The sequence below is a fragment of the Thermostichus sp. MS-CIW-34 genome (assembly GCF_054060435.1).
Window position 1 is genome coordinate 1 of the sequence record NZ_JBSSDE010000032.1, and the last position, 17,611, is coordinate 17,611.

A 17,611-nucleotide genomic window follows, 5' to 3' on the forward strand; every position below is an offset into this window, starting at 1 on the left:
TGCTCAAGTAATCTCTCTCCTTGGGGCGACTGTAAACTCGCCTGAAATTCCGAAACTTAGCTGTCCTCTGGGGCCGCTAGGGATTGGGATAAAGCTCGCACCCTGCGCATAGCGCGGGTGTCGGGTAGTTTACAAAAGCTTGAATCGAGATGTTTTGTGAGTTTGCAAATGGCTACATAGGTAGTTGTGGGCTACGTGGGGATTATGAAAAAAATTAAGACTTTTAGCACAGCGGCAATTTTCGCCAGTAGCCCGGCACTAGGATAGCTTCCAAGTATACCCGGCGGGATCCCATGTATGTATATTGCCCGGAGGAGTTTCTGGGAAGCAGAACCCAGTGCAACCTAGAAGCATTGATAGAACGGCTGGAAGAGGGGGGTCGCACCCTTTTGAGCCAGTTGTTTGACGTTCGTTACCCTTACTGGAAGCGTAATCTCCGCAACAACATTCGCTTGGTGGGGGAGCTGCGCTATGTAGGCGAAGTACCCGTTCTGGTTTTGTTTGGCCTCTGGCCGAGAGGCAGTCACGAATACCGGGAGTTCTTAGACCGACGGCGAGATCCGGATTATCAAGAACGGGTGCGGAGCTGGGTGCCCGATGACCGTTTGCAGGCGTGGCTGGCGCAGCGGCACGAACCAGGGGATCCGCCAAACCATCTCCCCCCTCTGCCCGACGAGCTGTATGAATGGACACAGTTCTTGAATGCTCCCAATCCGCAGGAGCGGCTGGTGTTGGAAAGTGGGGAATGGGTTCGGCAAGTACGGGCCCTTTCTCCAGAGCAGCGGCGCCAGGCTTACCAAGCAGTATCCCGCTTGGTAATTGAAGGCAGGCTCTACTGGCAGCTCCCGCCGTTTTATCTGGAGGCAGAGGTCAAATGCTGGCAGGAGGGATCCCTGTATCTGGCCGTCAGCTTGGTGCAAGTCTGGGAGCAGCCAGGGAGATTGTTTCCATTTCTCATTGGAGTTTACGACCACGCCCCAGAGCAAAAGGAACGGTTTGAGCTGGGATGCCAAACCTGCCTCTTTGGGATGAAAGCCAAGCAGCCGGATATTCTCCAGCACCCGCAACCTTTGGAGGTATGGAAGCGGTACGCCCGTCGCGCCTACCCCGACTACATGGTGGCGGATGAGACCATTTGGTTGGAAATGCAGGAGATCACAGAGGGAAATTTGGCTTTGTCCATGGAGGAGGAAGAAATCCTGCAGAGTACATCCATGCCCCTACTGATCAACGGAAGGGCCGGGAGCGGCAAATCTCTGATGTTGTACTACCGCTTTGCCGACTATTGCAGCCACTACCTCAAAACTTCAAAACAGAGACCTCTTGAGTACCGCCCTCTCTTTTTGACCTATAGCCCCAGTTTGGTGCAGCAAGCTCGCAACAGGGTAAGTTCAATTTTGCGCATCAGCCACCGCTATCGGGAGGAGGGGTGCAGCTTCTCCACAGAGGAAATTCAGCAGTGTCAAGCTTTTTTTAGCACTTTTCAGGACTACCTGCTGAACTGCCTTCCCCCTGAGCGGCAAGAACGCTACCAACCGGATCGGTATGTCAATTTTTATCGATTTCAGAGCTGGTATTGTGGTCGCCGCGATGTAGAGCTGGCTTGGCACACCATTCGCACGCTGATCAAAGGCTATGAGGTCAGTGACTATTTGGATCCCGATAGCTACCGAGAATTGCCTGAGGCCGACCGCAGTGTGGATGAAGAAGCCTTCGAGCGGATTTACGAAGAGATTTGGCCGGGTTACCGGGATCGAACCACCCATGAGGGCTACTGGGATGACCAAGATTTGGCCAGAGATGTGCTGCAGAATGGCACTCTTAATCCTATTCATCCAGTCATTTTTTGCGATGAGGTTCAGGACTTTACCCAACTTGAGCTGAATATCATTTTTTGCTTATCTCCTTGGGGAAAATACAAGTTGGATTGGGCTATTGATCGCCTGCCCTATGCCTTTGCCGGGGATCCCTTGCAAACCATTAACCCGACGGGATTTCGTTGGGCTGCTCTGAAAAAATATCTCTACGAGCATATCCGCGCCCACTTGTTGCCGAGCCATCCCTTTGAGATTGCAGGCCCGCAGGAGCTGAGAAACAACTATCGCAGCAATCCACAAGTTACTCGTTTTAGCAATGTAGTCAACCTGTGGCGGCGAGTTCTCAGCAAGAGTCGAGAAATCTATCCCCAACAGCCCTGGCGTCCCCATGAGCAGGGCATGCCGGTTCAAAGGTTTGTGCTGGATGGTCAGGAAAGAAACTTAATCGAAGATGAGCTTAGAAAAATGCTTAGTGATCTCACAGGAACAGTCTGTATCTTACCCTGTCCTGTGGGAGAGGAGCTGAACTACGTGCGTCAGGATCCCGAACTCCAGAAGATCTTTGCCGAGGAATTGAAGCAGAATCTTAAACCACCGCTCCTGCAAACTGCTACGTCTGTTAAGGGAATGGAGTTCAAAAAAGTTATCCTCTACAAGTTTGGAAACGCCTATCGACAAAACTTTAACCGAAAGCTTAATGATTACGCCCGAGGAGCTGGGGAGGCGATATCCCTGCAACTCCATTATTTTCTCAACCAATTGTATGTCGGCATTACCCGCCCCATCGAGGCTCTGGCCATTGTGGACACCTCTGCCGGTTGGCGGGAGTTCTGGGATCCAAGCTTAGAATCCAACTCTTGGCTCAATCATCCTTCTCTGCAACCGGATCGGTCGGAATGGGAGACCGACCCACCGGTATTGGGTTACCCTGTCAAAGGCATCAATATCCAGTACTGGACCAATACAAGCTTGGAAGATCTGCAGGAGGCAGCTCTTGAGCTTCTCAGGCGCGGCATCGAGGAGGGCAACCTCAAACTTCTGGAGGATGTTCAAACTCTGGCGCGGAAGGCAAAAAAACCACCTTTAGAACAGGAATGTCAGGCCTGGCTCCTCAAGCTCCAGAGGGATTACGTTTCCGCAGGGCAAAAGTTCCTGAGCCTGGAGCAGTCTGCTTTGCCCAACAAAAATCTTAAACGAGAAGCCTGGGAGTGCTTTTGGAGAGGGAAGGCCTGGTTGGAGCTGCAGCGTAACGCCGCCTACTTTGCTGGATGTCCTGGGATCCCAGACTACAGCCCCTTGGTGGACTTGATGGTGGCGACCCAAAGAACCTCTGTCAAGTCTATGGAGCGCTTCCGACAGGTGGTGCGGGTGCGAGATTGGCTGAGCGTTGAAGTCAGCCCCAAAGATAGGGACTTCGTCCCGCTTACACGAACGGATTCCACCTGGAAAGAGTGTGTACAGCAATTTTTGGCAGAGCTTGAGCAAGTTCTCAACAACTTGGGAACTTTCTGCCCCCAGGAAGAGGCCCGCAGCCGGTTTTTGCAAGAGACCCTTGAGGCTTTGAAGGGACGTCTGGCCTTTCTCGGCCAGCGGCAGCCGTTCGCGAATCAGTACTACAAGATTTGGGGTATCTGTCACTTCTATCGGCAGGAATTTGAGCGGGCGGTAGAGGTTTGGGATCAGGGGGGCCAAACGGAGCATTCCCCCTACTACCGGGCCAAGATCCACCTGGAACCCCTTCCCGGCAAGGTGAGGTGGCTATCCAAAGACCGCCAAGACTCGGTGGTGCTGGACCGATGGCAAGAGGCAGGACGTCCCCTCACAGGCGAGTGGGCAGAGTACATCGGCGACGTCGTCACCAGTCTGGAGCGCTTGAAAGACTGGCCGCTGATGCTGCGAGTTCTGATCCAGTGCCGAGAGTGGGAGAAGCTCTGGAAAACGGTGCAGGCCCATCCTCAGGCGTGGCAGCGGGGACATGACTACGAGCTGGCGGCTGCCATGGCCCGGGATATCCGGACCAACTGGGAAGACTTAAGGCGCAAATCCCCTGGGCTGCGAGATTTTCTGCAGGAAGTGGTTACCAGCACACAGATGGAGCGGGCCTGGTGGCTACAGCCCCTGGAGGTAGGCTTGGCTTGTGAGCGATTGGGCCACTACCGAGACACGCTCAGGTTTTACGAGCGCTTCACCGAAAGCAGAACCGGCAGGCTGACCAGTCAGCAACGCTCTCAAATCCGGCAGCGCTGGCTGGTGACCCACCAAAGGTATCAGGAGTTTCTCCAAGCAGAAGGACGCCCAACAGACCGTTTGGCAGAGGAGTTTCGACAGGCTCAAGAGCGCTGGGGGGAGCAACTGCCCCAGGCAGAACCTGAGCTGGACGAACGGGATCCCTGGGCGTTTGACTTTGTGGAGTACCCCAGCCCTGTCCAAAGTTGGCTGCTGCAGCGGGCCCAAACCGACACCCAGAGCCGACTCAGAGCGGAAATCGCCCAGGCGCTGGAGCATCTGAACGAACGACACTTGCAGCAGGTGCACAGCTTGATCCAGCGCTTTTCGCGCGCCGACCCATCCACCTAGGCTGGCTCCGAACGCAGGCCGGGAGGCCTATTGCAGGATTTGGCGCAGGCGCTCCAAGGCCCGTCGGTTCTCTTCAGGGGTGCCCACCGTCAGACGCAGCCCCCCACCCGTGTAGCGCACACCAGTCCCCAGCTCCTGCCAGGCCCACTGCAGCTCTTGGGGATCCCAGCCGGCCACCCGGAAGTAGAGGAAGTTGGCTTGGCTGGGCCACACCCGCACCCCTGGCAGCTCCTGCAGAGCTTGATAAAGGGCTTCCCGCTCCTGACAAATTAGCGTCACGTCGGCCAAAAGCTCCTCGGCATGCTCCAAGGCCATCTGAACCGCCCACTGAGAAAGGGCCGTGAGGTTGTAGGGCAGGCGGATCCCATCCAACACTTGCATAAGCTGTGGATGACCCACAGCATAGCCCACCCGGTGGGCCGCCAGGCGAAAGGCTTTGGAGAAGGTGCGCAAGATTACCCAGTTGGGATGCTCCGCCAATTTGGGCAGGGCTGTGTGCCGGCTGAACTCAAAATAGGCCTCATCCAAAATCACCAGAATCTCTTCGGGCAGCCCTTCCACCCACTCCCACTCTGCAGCCGTCAGGCCATTCCCCGTCGGCGAGTTGGGATCCACCAGGCACACCACCCGAATCGGATGCTCCCTCAAAGCCTGTTGACATCGCTCTAGATCCAGAGCAAACGTCTCCGGGTCGCGGGGAACCCGCACCACTGGGATCCCCAGGCTCTGGGCCAGGATGGCGTACATGGAGAAGGTGGGCTCTGCCACCAAAATACCGCCCCGCCCGCCCAAACAAGTGGCAATCAGCAGCGAGCGAATCAGCTCATCCGACCCATTGCCCAAGCTGATCTGCTCTGGCTCCGCTCCGGCATAGGCGGCGATGGCCTGCTTCAGGCCCCGGTGGTGGGCATCGGGATAGCGGTTGCTGGGGATCCCCTTTTCCCAAAGGAGGGAGAGCTTCTGCTTAAAGCCCGCCGGCCAATCGAGGGGGAACTCATTGGCATCCAGCTTGTCGGCAGCCGGGGCTGGCACAGCGTCGTAGGGCTTGAGGTGAAGCAAATCGGGGCGCAGATACTGCAGAGCACACATCTTCCTGACGGGGAGAAGTAGCTATTATATCAGGGCCAACCCGACCACTTATTCTTTTGTCAGGGATCCCTGCTGACGTAGCGCCTCAAAAAGGGCAATCGCTACGGCATTGCTGAGGTTCAGGCTGCGCACCGGCCCCCGCAACGGAATGCGCACGCTGGGATAGGTTTCCAAAAACATGGGATCCAACCCCCGGCTTTCGCTGCCGAACACCAACCAGTCTCCCGGCTGATAGGTTACTTCCGTATAGAGGGCTTTGCCGCGCACGCTAAAACACCAGAACCGGGCCTCAGGGTGGGCCTGCACCAGAGCAGACCAAGAGGGGTAGCGATACAGTTGGACGTGCTGCCAATAGTCCAGCCCCGCCCGCTTGAGGTAGCGATCCGAAAGGCGAAACCCCAGAGGATCCACCAGATGGAGAGGCGTATCGGTGGCTGCACAGGTGCGGGCGATATTCCCCGTGTTGGCCGGGATCTCTGGGGCAACCAAAACAACGTGGAAGGGCATAGTCCTATCCTACTTGCCCCCAAATCCGCGGTTGCCGCCCCCTTTTTTACCCCCACCTTTGCCCGGCTTGCGGCTGGGCTGTTGCCGAGAGGGAGAGGCCGTTGAACGTCCGCGCCAACTGGGATCCCCTCCGGGAAGAGAGGTACGCCCACCCCCCCAACCCATACCGGGAAAACCGCCACCCATGCCCATGTTGCGCATCATGTCGCGCATGCGTTGAAAATCGCTGACCAGTCGGCTGACATCCTCCAGCTTGTGGCCAGATCCGCGGGCCACCCGTCGTTTGCGGCTGACGCTGCGGGCCAACAGATCCGGGTTGCGCCGCTCTTCGGGGGTCATGGAGTTGATCATGGCTTCGGCGCGGGCCAGTTGGTCTTGTCCCTTTTGCAGTTGTTCCTCGCTGATTTTGCCCATCCCCGGCATCAGTCTCAGCAGCCCTGCCAAGGATCCCATGCGTTTAATTAGGCGCATCTGCTTGAGGAAATCGGTGAAATCAAACTGGGCAGTCATCATCTTCTCCGCCATGCTGGCGGCATCTCCCAGGTCGATTTCCTCTTGAGCTTTTTCCACCAAGCTGAGGATATCCCCCATACCCAGAATGCGGGAGGCCATGCGATCTGGGTAAAAGGGATCCAGCGCTTCCACCTTTTCGCCAACACCGATGAACTTGATGGGCTGACCGGACACTTGGCGAATGGAAAGGGCGGCCCCACCGCGGGTGTCCCCATCCAGCTTAGTGAGAATGGCGCCGGTAATGCCCAGGCGCTCGTGGAAGGCTCGGGTAAGGCTGGCTGCCTCTTGGCCGATCATGGCATCCACCACCAGCAGGATCTCGTGGGGCTGCACCGCCGCCTTGATCCGCTCCAGCTCCGCCATCATCTCCAGGTCAATCTGCAAACGACCGGCAGTGTCCAAAATCACGTAGTCGTAGCCCTGCTGTCGGGCCGCCTCCACCCCTTGCCGGGCAATCTCGACGGGATCTGCTTTGCCCAGGTCGAAAACGGGGATCTGAATTTGCTGGCCCAGCGTCTTGAGCTGGTCGATGGCCGCCGGACGGTAGATGTCTCCGGCCACCATGAGAGACTTCTTGCCCTGCTTGCGCAAGTACAAAGCCAACTTGGCGCAGGTGGTGGTTTTCCCGGATCCCTGCAAACCGGCCATGAGGACAATGGTGGGAGGCTGCTCCGCTTGGGCAATGGGCACGTTGGCTTCCCCCATCACCTTCACCAGCTCGTCGTGGACGATCTTGATGAACTGCTGATCCGGCGTCACCCCCAGGATGACCTCGGATCCCAGGGCAGCTTCCCGCACATCCTCGATGAACTGCTTCACCACCTGCAAATTGACATCCGCATCCAGCAGGGCTCGCCGCACCTCCCGCAGAGCTTCTTGAATGTTGGTTTCGGTGATCTTGTCCTGGCCGCGCAGCTTTCTCCAGGCCAATTCCAACTTCTCGGAGAGGGCATCAAACATGGGTACTGTGGATCCTGTCAGGCGCTTTGGGGGCATTTCCTACCATAGTCGAATCGGGGCGACTCCATCTTGGGGATCCCAACCAAGGTGGCTATCCCGGCCCAGAAAAACTGGCGACTTCACAAAAGTTTAAGCAACAATAGAGGGCGTTGCATGCAGATCTTCCATGGTCAGCGTCGCTTCCCTTCCCTACAGCACCACCGACTGGCAATTGGGCTATCGCTCCCTATCCCAGGAGTACGACTATTGGATTACGGAGATCGAAGGACGGATCCCGGCAGGGTTGCGGGGAACCCTGTTTCGCAACGGCCCGGGCAAGCTGGAGGCGGGATCCCAGCGCTACGGACACCCGTTCGATGGCGACGGCATGGTCTGCGCCATCACCTTTGTGGAGGGGAAGGTTCATTTTCGCAACCGGTTTGTGCGCACCCGCGAGTTTGAAGCAGAGGAAAAAGCCGGTCGGGTGCTTTACCGAGGGGTGTTTGGCACCCAAAAGCCGGGCGGCTGGTGGAGCAACTTTCTCGACTTGCGGTTCAAAAATCCCGCCAACACCAACGTCATCTACCAGGGAGACAAGCTGCTGGCCCTGTGGGAGGCCAGTGCCCCTTACCGGCTGAACCCGGCCACCTTGGCCACCGAGGGGATCGAAACGTTTGCAGGAGGGATCTCAGCCAACCAGCCTTTTACCGCCCATCCCCGGCGGGATCCCCACACGGGAGATCTCATCGCCTTTGGGGTGCGGGCTGCCCAGAACTCCACGTTGCTGTTTTATCGTCTGGACTCGCGCGGGCGCTTGGTGGAAAAGCGGGATTACCGCCTGCCCGGTTTTGCCTTCCTGCACGATTTTGTCTGGACACCCCGCTACCGCATCTTTTTCCAAAATCCCTTGGCTTTCAACCCCCTGCCGTTTGTGTTGGGCTGGCAACCGGCGGGCACCTGTCTGACCTTGAAACCGGGGGAGCCGACCCGCATCTGGCTCTTTCCCCAGGGCGATAAGCCGCTGCAACTGGAAGCGGAGCCGGGGTTTGTTTTCCATTTTGTCAACGGCTACGAAGTCGGGGATCGGGTTGTGGTGGATGCCGTCCTCTATGAGAACTACCCTGCCCTGGAGCCGGATGCCGATTACCTGCAGATTGACTTTGCCCAGATTCCGGCGGGCAAGCTGTGGCGGTTCTATCTGGATCCCAAGGGGGGCAGCGTGAAGCGGGAACTGCTGCTGGATCGCTCGGTGGAGTTTCCGGCCATCCACCCGGCTCGAATGGGGGGATCCCACCGCTACATCTACATCGGGGCCACCCATGCTCCTGGCCCCAATGCTCCTCTGCAAGCCATCCTCAAGCTGGATACCGCCACAGGCCGCACACAGCAGTACAGCTTTGCCCCCCGCGGCTTTGTGGGAGAACCGGTGTTCATCCCCGATCCAGAAGGTCAGGGCGAAGAGGCAGGGTGGATCGTGACGGTGGTTTTTGATGCGGCCAGCCAGCGCTCTCAAGTGGTGATCCTAGAAGCAGCCGATCTGACAGCCGGCCCGGTTGCGCGGATCCCATTGCGGCACCACATTCCCTATGGCCTACACGGCAGTTTTACTCCCCAGGTGTGGGTAACGCCTGCCTAAGCGATGAGCTTCAAGATGGCTGAATGGATCCCCTTGGCTGAGGGAATGCAATCCAGCCCTTAGAGAGCCCTGGGGATCGGCCAGTTGGATCCCGGCTGTGCAAAAACACCTCCAGTCAGCGTTGCCGGAAAAAACTACAGGTACTCTATTCGTTTCAGCTTAGGGTGAGACGCCTGGGCTACTGAGAAAAGCCTTCTGGCTCTGCACCTTCAATGTTTTGGGTGTGAGTATAATGTCCTAGTTCGAATCGAAATGACCATAAAGATGAAATGGTTCTGTCTGGGGGATAAACATTCTGCGGCCTGAGAACCATTCCCTTGGAACAGTTGCTAGTATTGGCTACACGTCGGCTACAGTGTTGACAACTGCTGGCTCCCCAGTTCCCGACGAGGGCACCTGCTGGGAGTTTGTCAATGGAAGCAGGATGGAAAGACGCTGTTGGGCGTTGTTAGGCTAGTGAATGGTGTGTTGAGCAGGTCTTGGGTCAAGAGCAAAGTTATGGCCTGTTTTTGCAACGGTAAATGTCTGCCGCCGAGCATTCTGAATTGACAGCAACGGAACCGTCACAATGTCCTCCGATCTGAGACCTCCCTTTCGACCGGTACGGCCCCCCAGACCCAGCTCAACGGGTGAGGCCAAGGGATCCCTGTCATCAGCGAAAGCTCAGGATCCTGCGGCAGCTCCTGGTGCTGTTCGCGACAGCGGGACGGAGTCCTTGCAGCCTGTTGTCAGTACCACTGCTAGCTTGGAAGAAAAGAAAGAGCGAGTCTGTTTGGAACCCATCCCGCCGCCTGGGGAGAAGATGCAATACCGAGCCATCGGCCTCATCGAAGGGCAATACATTCCCTCCCCAGAGCATTTTACCCGCGGGGTTTTGCGCACCTCGGATGGCCTGGATCTCAATGCCGTATTGCTGGGCCGGGTGATGAGCCTGGTACGGAAGCACCTGAAGCCGGAACGCAACTATCTGTGGGTGGTTTATCCTCGCACCCGCGACAAAACCGAAGATCTGCACGTGCAGTTGCTGGGGGTGTGGGCCCCAGAAGAAATGGGGCGAACTCTCCCCGAGGGATCCCGTCCGACGGTGGTGCCGGATTGGTTTTCCATCCGGGGCGAGGTCGTTTTTCAATCGCAGGAGAAAGGATTCATCATTGTCAAGATCCGTCAATCGGGCAAAAAAGCTTCCGCCAACTCTCCCTCTCAGCGAGTCCAGAAGGATGGAACTGCAGCCTCCAAGCCCCAAGCCTTCAAATTGCGCCTGATTGGATCCCTGCCGGGCAAAGGGGTAGGCAATTTCTGGGATCTGCAGGTGCGCCGCCGCGGATCCCTGCTCTATGTGGAGGCGGGCACTCCCATCGGCCCTGTGCTCAAAACGCCGCCGCGCCCACGCCTGAAGCGTTCAACCCCCCGACTCCAGAAGGGCCCTCTCCCCCCGCCGCGAGGGCAGCAGCCCATTTCCAATCCACAAGTGTATCCGCCGCGGGATCCCGCAAAAGTACCCAAGCCGGTTAAGAGAAAACGCCCATAAACTGGGCTAGTAGATCCTGCTTTAATGGAGCTTTTCATGTTGACCTTCTTGTTGTGAACCATTCTTTTACCCTGGTTAGGCCGTGGCAGAACCAACTCCTCCCAACAAACCTCCCAACAAAGATGAATTCATTTCGCCTCGCTATCCCTACTGGGGCGAAGTGAAGCCGCAGAACCTAGTTTTTGATGCCAACCTGCAGGAATTTAGCAATAAAGTGTCCTTGATTTGTAGCTTGGAAACCGGGGGCAAAATTACCCCGGAAGAAGCCTACCGGCAAATCAAAGAGCTGTGGAAACAACTCAAGCAGACCAAAAAAGCCATCTTGGACAATCCCCAGTGGAAGGAATCTCCCCCTGAGTTGCCAGAAGAGTAGCCGCCTGGATCCGGGAGCTCGCAACTCCTCCCGGATCAACCGCAAACGGTGTACACTGGGCGCGGATGCCGGGCTTGGTCAGGGAAGATGAGGACTTTTCCTTCGCCGGAGGCGCTGCGTCGGCTGCCAGCGGGGGCTGCGGATGGGGCCATCATTCTGGGCACGTTGGTTCTCCTGGCCTTGGTGGCGCAGGTGGGAGTGGGGGCTTTTGAGCGGTTTCAGCCTCCGGCGGTGGTGCCCCGGATCGACTTGGATCCGCGCAACCTGCCCTACTACGCCGCCCGCTCCACCTTGCGCATGTTCCTCGCCTTGCCCTTTTCCACCCTTTTTACCTTGGTCTATGGCTACATTGCTGCCAAAAGCCGCTGGGCCGAGCGCATTTTGATCCCCCTGTTGGATATCTTGCAATCGGTGCCGGTGTTGGGGTTTCTCTCCATTACCGTCACCGGCTTTATTGCCCTTTTTCCCGGCAGCTTGCTGGGGTTGGAGGCGGCTTCTATCTTTGCCATCTTCACCAGCCAGGTCTGGAACATGACCTTTTCCTTCTACCAATCCCTGCGCACGCTGCCTCAAGAGTTGGTGGAAGCCGCTACCTTGTATCGCCTGTCGGGGTGGCAGCGCTTTACCCAGTTGGAAGTGCCGGCGGCAATGGTGGGCCTCATCTGGAACGCCATGATGAGCTTTGGCGGAGGGTGGTTCTTTGTGGCAGCCAGCGAAGCCATCAGCGTGCTCAACCAGGAATACACGCTGCCGGGGCTGGGATCCTATGTGGAAGCGGCCGTCCAGGCGGAGGATCTGCCCAAGCTGGGCTGGGCGCTCCTGACCATGGCCGGGGTGATCCTGCTGGTGGATCAGCTCTTCTGGCGACCTTTGGTGGCTTGGTCGGATAAGTTTCGCCTGGAACAGAGCAGCGGGGCTGCTGCCCCCGAATCCTGGCTGTACGATCTGCTGACCATGGCGCGGATCCCGCGGCTGATCGGCAGTTGGCTGTCCCCCTTGGCAGAGTTGGTGGATCGGCTGTTGTCCCACTTAACTCGCCCCCGTTGGGTGGATCCCCTTAGTCCTGAGGCCGAGCGACGCCGCGAGCGGCTGCTAACCCAGCTTTCCTGGGCAGCTATTGGCGGCATTGGGATTTGGATTGTTTATTTTGTGGCCACCACTGTGGGCTTTGGGGAGGTGGTGCTGACCTTCGGGCTAGGGATCCTCACCTTGCTGCGGGTTAGCGTGTTGCTGGTGTTCGCCACGGTGATCTGGACTCCCATTGGGGTGGCCATTGGCTTTAATCCAAAACTGGCGAAACTGCTGCAGCCGGTGGTGCAATTTCTGGCAGCTTTCCCGGCCAATTTCCTTTTTCCCTTTGCCACGTTGTTTTTTATCCGCGCCCAGATCAGCATTGAGTGGGGCAGCATTTTGCTCATGTCGTTGGGGGCACAGTGGTACATCCTTTTCAACTCCATTGCCGGCGCCCAGAGCATCCCCACAGACTTGCGAGAAATGGCTGTGGATGTGGGCTTACGAGGATGGCAGCGCTGGCGAAAGCTGATCATTCCAGGGATCTTTTCCGCCTGGGTCACCGGGGGAATCACGGCCAGCGGCGGCGCTTGGAACGCCAGCATTGTCTCGGAGATTGTGGCCTGGGGATCCACCACCCTCAAGGCTACAGGATTGGGCACCTACATTGCTGAGGCAACGGCGGTGGGAGACTGGCCCCGCATTACCTTGGGCATTGGCATGATGAGCTTGTTTGTGGTGGGCCTTAACCGCCTCTTCTGGCGACGGCTGTATCAGTTGGCGGAAGAAAAGTATCACCTTTAGTCTTTTCAGTTTCTGAGGTAATCTCTCTATGAGCTCTGCAGCTTCCCCCGTTTTAATTGAGGCTGAGAAAGTCTACAAGCGCTTTCCTTTGCCAGAGGGCAAGGGGGAGTTTACCGTTTTAAGCCAAATTGATTTGCAAGTGCGGGCAGGGGAGGTCTTGGCTCTGCTGGGCCGTAGCGGCAGTGGCAAAAGCACCCTTTTGCGCATCATGGCGGGCCTGATCCCCCCCAGTCAAGGGCGGGTGCTGAGTAACGGCCAGCCTCTACGTGGGCCTAACCCCGATGTGGCGATGGTGTTTCAGAGCTTTGCTCTCCTACCCTGGCTGACCGTGCAAGAAAATGTGGAGCTGGGGCTGCAAGCCCGAGGGATCCCCCGCGAGATCCGCCGGCAAAAGGCCCTGAAGGCCATTGACTTGGTGGGCTTGGATGGGTTTGAGAACGCTTACCCCAAGGAGCTTTCGGGGGGGATGAAGCAGCGGGTGGGCTTTGCCCGCGCCTTTGTCCTAGAGCCCAAGGTGCTGTTTATGGATGAGCCTTTTAGCGCTTTGGACGTGCTGACGGCGGAAAACCTGCGGGGGGAAATTGATGAGCTGTGGAATGCGCAAGCCTTCTCTTCCCAAAGCATCCTCATCGTTACCCACAACATCGAAGAGGCGGTGTTTTTAGCGGATCGGGTGGTGATTCTGGGATCCAACCCGGGGCGGATCCGGGGGGAGGTGAGAATTGACCTGCCGCGGCCTCACGAGCGCACGGATCCCCGCTTTAAGTCCTTGGTGGACTACATCTACGAGATCATGACCAACCCCGAAATTGCTGTTACCGGAGAGGTGGCTCTGCCTGCGCTGGCTGGTGATAAGACCACTTCCCCCTATGCCCTGCCTCTGCCCCATGCGCGGGTGGGCGGGATCAGCGGTCTGCTGGAGTTGATCGTGGAGTGGCCGCAAGGGCGGGCGGAGATTGCCGATTTGGCCGAGCGGCTGCAACTGGCCGTGGACGATCTGCTGCCGATTTTGGATGCGGCGGTGCTGTTGGGCTTTGCCGAGGTGGCCAGCGGGGTGGTGCAACTGACCGAAATTGGCCAGGACTTTGCCAACACCACCATCCTGCGCAGCAAGGATCTCTTCCGACAACAGCTATTGGCACGGGTTCCCGTGTTCCGCAGCATCTTGCAGACTCTGGAAGAAAAAGGCAGCCGCTCCATGCGAGCGGACTTCTTCTTGGATCTTTGGGACGAACACTTCCCCCACGCTGAAGCCGAGCGGCAGTTTGCCACCGCCATTGACTGGGGACGCTATGCAGAGCTGTTTGAGTACGACGCCTCGGAAGAACGTCTCTATCTGCCCGAGCCAAGCGAGAGCTCCACTGCTCAAAAGCCTGTCGGTCTCAACTCTCGTTCCGACTGAAGCGCATCTGGCTCTGCCTTTTTCAAAGCTGCATCGTAGAGCGGAGGTATGGCGCCAATTCCAGAAAGTCCCAAAATCTACCACATTACCCATGTAGACAACTTGCAAGGGATTTTGACATACCCCCCCGCTTTTAGGCAGGGGATTCTTGTTACTGGTTCTGCGACAGCACTTGAAATCATGGCCTGGGAACTTCAAGGCCTATGCCGCAGCCTGCCGGCGGGGGGAAGTCCAACCGGGCAAAATGTTCGTTTTCGAGACCGGAAACCTGACCAATCCGCGCTACATCATCAATTTCCCCACAAAACGCCACTGGCGGGGGAAGTCGCGGATCGAGGATATAGAAGCTGGGCTGAAGTCCCTTGCCGAGGAGATCAGGCATCTTGGTCTGCGCTCAGTCGCTTTGCCACCCCTAGGCTGCGGCCTCGGGGGTCTTCATTGGCCCGATGTGCGCTCCCGCATCGAGCAGGCGCTAGCAGAACTTCCCGACGTCCACATCCTTGTCTTTGAGCCCACCGGGCCTCAGCCTTTACCGAAGAGCATGCGCCGCGGCCAGATCCCTTCCTTGACCCGGGAAGAGCGGTGCTGGTGGGCCTTATGGAGCGCTATGTAAACGGTCTACTTGTTCCGTTTGTCTCTTTGCTTGAGCTGCACAAGCTGATGTACTTCCTGCAGGAAGCTGGGGAGCCCCTTCGCTTAAGGTTTACAAAGGGCGTTCATGGACCCTACGCCGAGAACTTGCGGCATGTTCTTAAGGAAATCGAGGGTTACTACATCTCTGGGTACGGATCGGGGAGTGACCGACCAGACAAGAAGCTGGAGCTGGTGCCTGGCGCCATCGAGGAGGCCCACAGCTATCTCGCCGATCAGCCAGAGACGAGAGAACGCTTTGAGCGTGTCAGCGACCTCGTGGAGGGCTTTGAGTCGCCCTATGGTCTAGAATTGCTGGCTACTGTCCACTGGATCGTGACTCGTGGGCACCCTTCTACGACGGCAGAGTTGGTGGAAAGCTTCTACGCCTGGGGAGATAGAAAACAACAATTCAGTAGCAAACAGATCCTGCTTGCCGCTCGAGTTTTGGCAGAGAAGGGGTGGTTCAAGGCACTTCCAACAGAGCCGCTTGCGGCCAGCCGAAGCCAGTTCGAAACACGGCCCTAGCGCTCTGCACTACTTCCGGTCTGGAACCTGCGAACACGACTACCCCTTGCCTGCAGCAAGTACCTACTCATAAATCCAGCTTTGGGCAACCGGTGTCCAGCTCACCAATTCCGACTCATCGAACCAAAGGGCGATCTCCCGCTGCGCGGTTTCAACTCCATCGGAGCCGTGAATGAGGTTGCGGCCAATGTCGATGCCAAAATCGCCGCGAATGGTGCCCGGTTCTGCCTCCAGGGGGTTGGTCTTGCCGATGAGCTTACGGGCGGCAGCAATCACCCCTTTGCCCTGCCAGACCATAGCCACCACCGGCCCCGAGGTAATGAACTTCACCAAACTGTGGAAGAAGGGGCGCTCCTTGTGTTCGGCGTAATGGGCTTCCGCCAGCTCTTGGCTCACTTGCACCAGCTTCAGGCCCACCAATTGGTAGCCCCGGCTCTCCAGGCGCTGGATGATGGTGCCCACCAGCCCCCGCTGCACGCCGTCTGGCTTGATGGCAATAAAGGTGCGCTCCATGGGATCTCCCCTCGTTTTACAGATCTTCACCGCTATCCTTGTACCGGATCGGGGATCCCGAGCGCAAGGGAGCAAAATTAGCGCTTTTTACGCGCCCACCACTGCCAAGGTCAGGAAGGCAGCCCCCACCACTGTAATCGCCCAGCCGGCCCAGCGAGTTAAGCCAGGGATCCGCAACCCCCAGCGTTCTGCTGCCCAAAGGGCCAGGAGAGCTACCCCATACTGGACGGTGCTCAACCCCAGTAGATATCCCACCCAAGGCATGGGTTGGGCGCCGATAATGGTTTCGGCGTAGGCATAGCCATGGAATAGCCCCGCCAGGGATCCCCCTATTAGCAAGAGCCAACTTGGGATCTGCCGCGGTTGCACCAGCAGCAAGCCGAAGAGAACCACGGAAGAGGCAATGGCCAGCTCCGTCAGTCCCAGGGGATCCCAGCCGGCCAGGTGGATCCCAGTGCCCACCAGACCCGCTAGCACAAAGCCCAGCGGGATCCCGTAGCGCCAGGGCTGCCCCGCCGCCACAAGACCGATGGCCACGACGAAGGCCAGGTGATCCAAGCCAATGACAGGGTGAGCCAGCCCGGAGAGAAATCCCTCCCAGGCCGTTGCAGGCAGTTTCCCTCCTAGGGCGTGGTGGGCAAAAGCCGGCGAAAAAAACCCCGTAACTGCCAGGGCGCCCCCAACAGCGGCAAAGCTGGGGATCCCTTCCTTCCGCCACCGCCCAAGCGGCGATGGGACTTGCTGCCACAGCCAAGACATGCTTTTGGACCTCCCTGAGTTCTCTCAATAGCTGCCCAGATCTCCCAGTCTAGGGGCGCTCTCTGTACCCTTGCAGATTTTCCGGCTCAAACTGGCGCAAAATCCGCGTGGCTTCGCGGAGGCGGGTTTCGTTCTCTTCTTCCACAATGAGCACGTACTTGCCGGCAGCGAGGCGGTTGCGGTAAGCCAAAGCATCGCCGGAGCCACCAGACAAGCCCACTCCGCCGCCGACGAAAAAGCTGCCCATGGCCCCGCCCATCGCGCCCAATAGGCCGCCGATCAGGTGGTTGCCTATAGGTCCCGCCCAGGCAAAGGTATCCAAACCACTCAAAACGCTGAACCCCACCCCGGCCAAAAAGCCAAAGGGCACCAACCAAATGGCCAAACGCTGCATCTGACGGCGGGCGGCTCGGGCCGGATCGATCAGCCCAAACTCGTCGGCGGTTTTGTAGCCCCGCCCCAGTAGGTGCAATCGCTCCAGGGAAAAGCCGGCTTGTTCCAGGGCGCTGTAGGCCGCCTCAGCGGCTATGCGATCCGGCAGTACCGCGATTAAATAGCTCATGGATGCGGGGATCCAATCCGTTCCACATCTTATTGTCTGCCAAGTTTGAGCGAGGATCCCTGTGACCCAGTCTGGCTCCACTAGCGCTCCATCTACTAGCCTCTACCAGCGCTTTTACGAAGTGGTGCGGCGGATCCCGCCGGGCCGAGTGGCCACCTATGGGCAGGTGGCGCGGGTTGCCGGTTACCCCGGCTATGCTCGCCAGGTGGGCTATGCTTTGTTTCGCCTGCAAGGCCAAAACACCGACATCCCTTGGCAACGGGTGATCAACGCCCAGGGCTGCATTTCCTACTCCCCCTTTCGCCTTGGCTACGACGACTTGCAAAAAGTCCTACTCCAAGCCGAAGGGATCCACTTCGACGCCGAGGGCCAGGTGGACTTGCAACAATTTGGCTGGGATCCATGGGAAGCTTAACCTAAACT

The 17,611-nt window shown here is 57.9% G+C and carries 15 protein-coding genes; 9 read left to right on the plus strand and 6 right to left on the minus strand.

Annotated features, from left to right (window positions below; genetic code table 11):
• Nucleotides 1-293 precede the first annotated feature (293 nt).
• Nucleotides 294-4,394, plus strand: a complete 4,101-nt coding sequence (locus ACVWYY_RS10865; protein WP_457403257.1) for a hypothetical protein — start codon at nt 294-296, stop codon at nt 4,392-4,394.
• A gap of 27 nt (nt 4,395-4,421) precedes the next feature.
• On the opposite strand, the gene ACVWYY_RS10870 is transcribed toward ACVWYY_RS10865, so the two are convergent.
• The 3 genes from ACVWYY_RS10870 to ffh are packed head-to-tail and all read right to left on the minus strand — an operon-like array spanning nt 4,422 to nt 7,463.
• Entirely contained in the window at nt 4,422-5,483 is a 1,062-nt protein-coding gene (locus ACVWYY_RS10870) for a histidinol-phosphate transaminase (RefSeq protein ID WP_457403256.1), read from the minus strand.
• Nucleotides 5,484-5,531: 48 nt separating this feature from the next.
• Nucleotides 5,532-5,990, minus strand: a complete 459-nt coding sequence (locus ACVWYY_RS10875) for a tRNA (cytidine(34)-2'-O)-methyltransferase (protein ID WP_414342486.1) — start codon at nt 5,988-5,990, stop codon at nt 5,532-5,534.
• A gap of 9 nt (nt 5,991-5,999) precedes the next feature.
• A complete protein-coding gene (ffh, locus tag ACVWYY_RS10880; RefSeq protein ID WP_414398875.1) occupies nt 6,000-7,463 on the minus strand; it encodes a signal recognition particle protein in 1,464 nt (487 codons plus the stop codon).
• Nucleotides 7,464-7,629: 166 nt separating this feature from the next.
• Between ffh and ACVWYY_RS10885 the strand changes: the two genes are divergently transcribed.
• From ACVWYY_RS10885 to ACVWYY_RS10915, 7 genes are all read left to right on the plus strand, one after another.
• Nucleotides 7,630-9,078 (plus strand): carotenoid oxygenase family protein, encoded by a 1,449-nt coding sequence (locus ACVWYY_RS10885; protein WP_457440523.1) that lies wholly within the window; start codon nt 7,630-7,632, stop codon nt 9,076-9,078.
• A gap of 568 nt (nt 9,079-9,646) precedes the next feature.
• Nucleotides 9,647-10,606 carry a hypothetical protein gene (locus tag ACVWYY_RS10890; protein ID WP_457440525.1) on the plus strand — a complete coding sequence of 320 codons (960 nt, stop codon included), beginning with the start codon at nt 9,647-9,649 and terminating at the stop codon, nt 10,604-10,606.
• 82 nt (nt 10,607-10,688) lie between these two features.
• Complete coding sequence (locus ACVWYY_RS10895) at nt 10,689-10,979, plus strand: DUF7219 family protein (RefSeq protein WP_414384063.1); 291 nt, start codon at nt 10,689-10,691, stop codon at nt 10,977-10,979.
• Nucleotides 10,980-11,066: 87 nt separating this feature from the next.
• Entirely contained in the window at nt 11,067-12,794 is a 1,728-nt protein-coding gene (locus tag ACVWYY_RS10900) for an ABC transporter permease (protein WP_457403253.1), read from the plus strand.
• A gap of 28 nt (nt 12,795-12,822) precedes the next feature.
• Entirely contained in the window at nt 12,823-14,196 is a 1,374-nt protein-coding gene (locus ACVWYY_RS10905; protein WP_457440528.1) for an ABC transporter ATP-binding protein, read from the plus strand.
• 172 nt (nt 14,197-14,368) lie between these two features.
• The gene (locus tag ACVWYY_RS10910) at nt 14,369-14,809 is read left to right on the plus strand and encodes a macro domain-containing protein (protein WP_457440544.1); all 441 of its coding nucleotides are present in this window, start codon (nt 14,369-14,371) and stop codon (nt 14,807-14,809) included.
• Complete coding sequence (locus ACVWYY_RS10915; RefSeq protein ID WP_457403248.1) at nt 14,794-15,354, plus strand: hypothetical protein; 561 nt, start codon at nt 14,794-14,796, stop codon at nt 15,352-15,354. Before ACVWYY_RS10910 ends, ACVWYY_RS10915 begins: the two co-directional genes overlap by 16 nt.
• 63 nt (nt 15,355-15,417) lie before the next feature.
• Here ACVWYY_RS10915 and ndk read toward each other — a convergent pair whose 3' ends face one another.
• From ndk to ACVWYY_RS10930, 3 genes are all read right to left on the minus strand, one after another.
• Nucleotides 15,418-15,867 carry a nucleoside-diphosphate kinase gene (gene ndk, locus ACVWYY_RS10920; RefSeq protein ID WP_011431937.1) on the minus strand — a complete coding sequence of 150 codons (450 nt, stop codon included), beginning with the start codon at nt 15,865-15,867 and terminating at the stop codon, nt 15,418-15,420.
• An 87-nt stretch (nt 15,868-15,954) separates the two neighbouring features.
• The gene (locus ACVWYY_RS10925; RefSeq protein ID WP_457440530.1) at nt 15,955-16,626 is read right to left on the minus strand and encodes a HupE/UreJ family protein; all 672 of its coding nucleotides are present in this window, start codon (nt 16,624-16,626) and stop codon (nt 15,955-15,957) included.
• 49 nt (nt 16,627-16,675) lie between these two features.
• Entirely contained in the window at nt 16,676-17,188 is a 513-nt protein-coding gene (locus ACVWYY_RS10930) for a hypothetical protein (protein WP_414329998.1), read from the minus strand.
• A gap of 61 nt (nt 17,189-17,249) precedes the next feature.
• On the opposite strand from ACVWYY_RS10930, the gene ACVWYY_RS10935 reads away from it, so the two are divergent.
• Complete coding sequence (locus ACVWYY_RS10935; protein WP_457403246.1) at nt 17,250-17,603, plus strand: MGMT family protein; 354 nt, start codon at nt 17,250-17,252, stop codon at nt 17,601-17,603.
• Nucleotides 17,604-17,611: the final 8 nt, after the last annotated feature.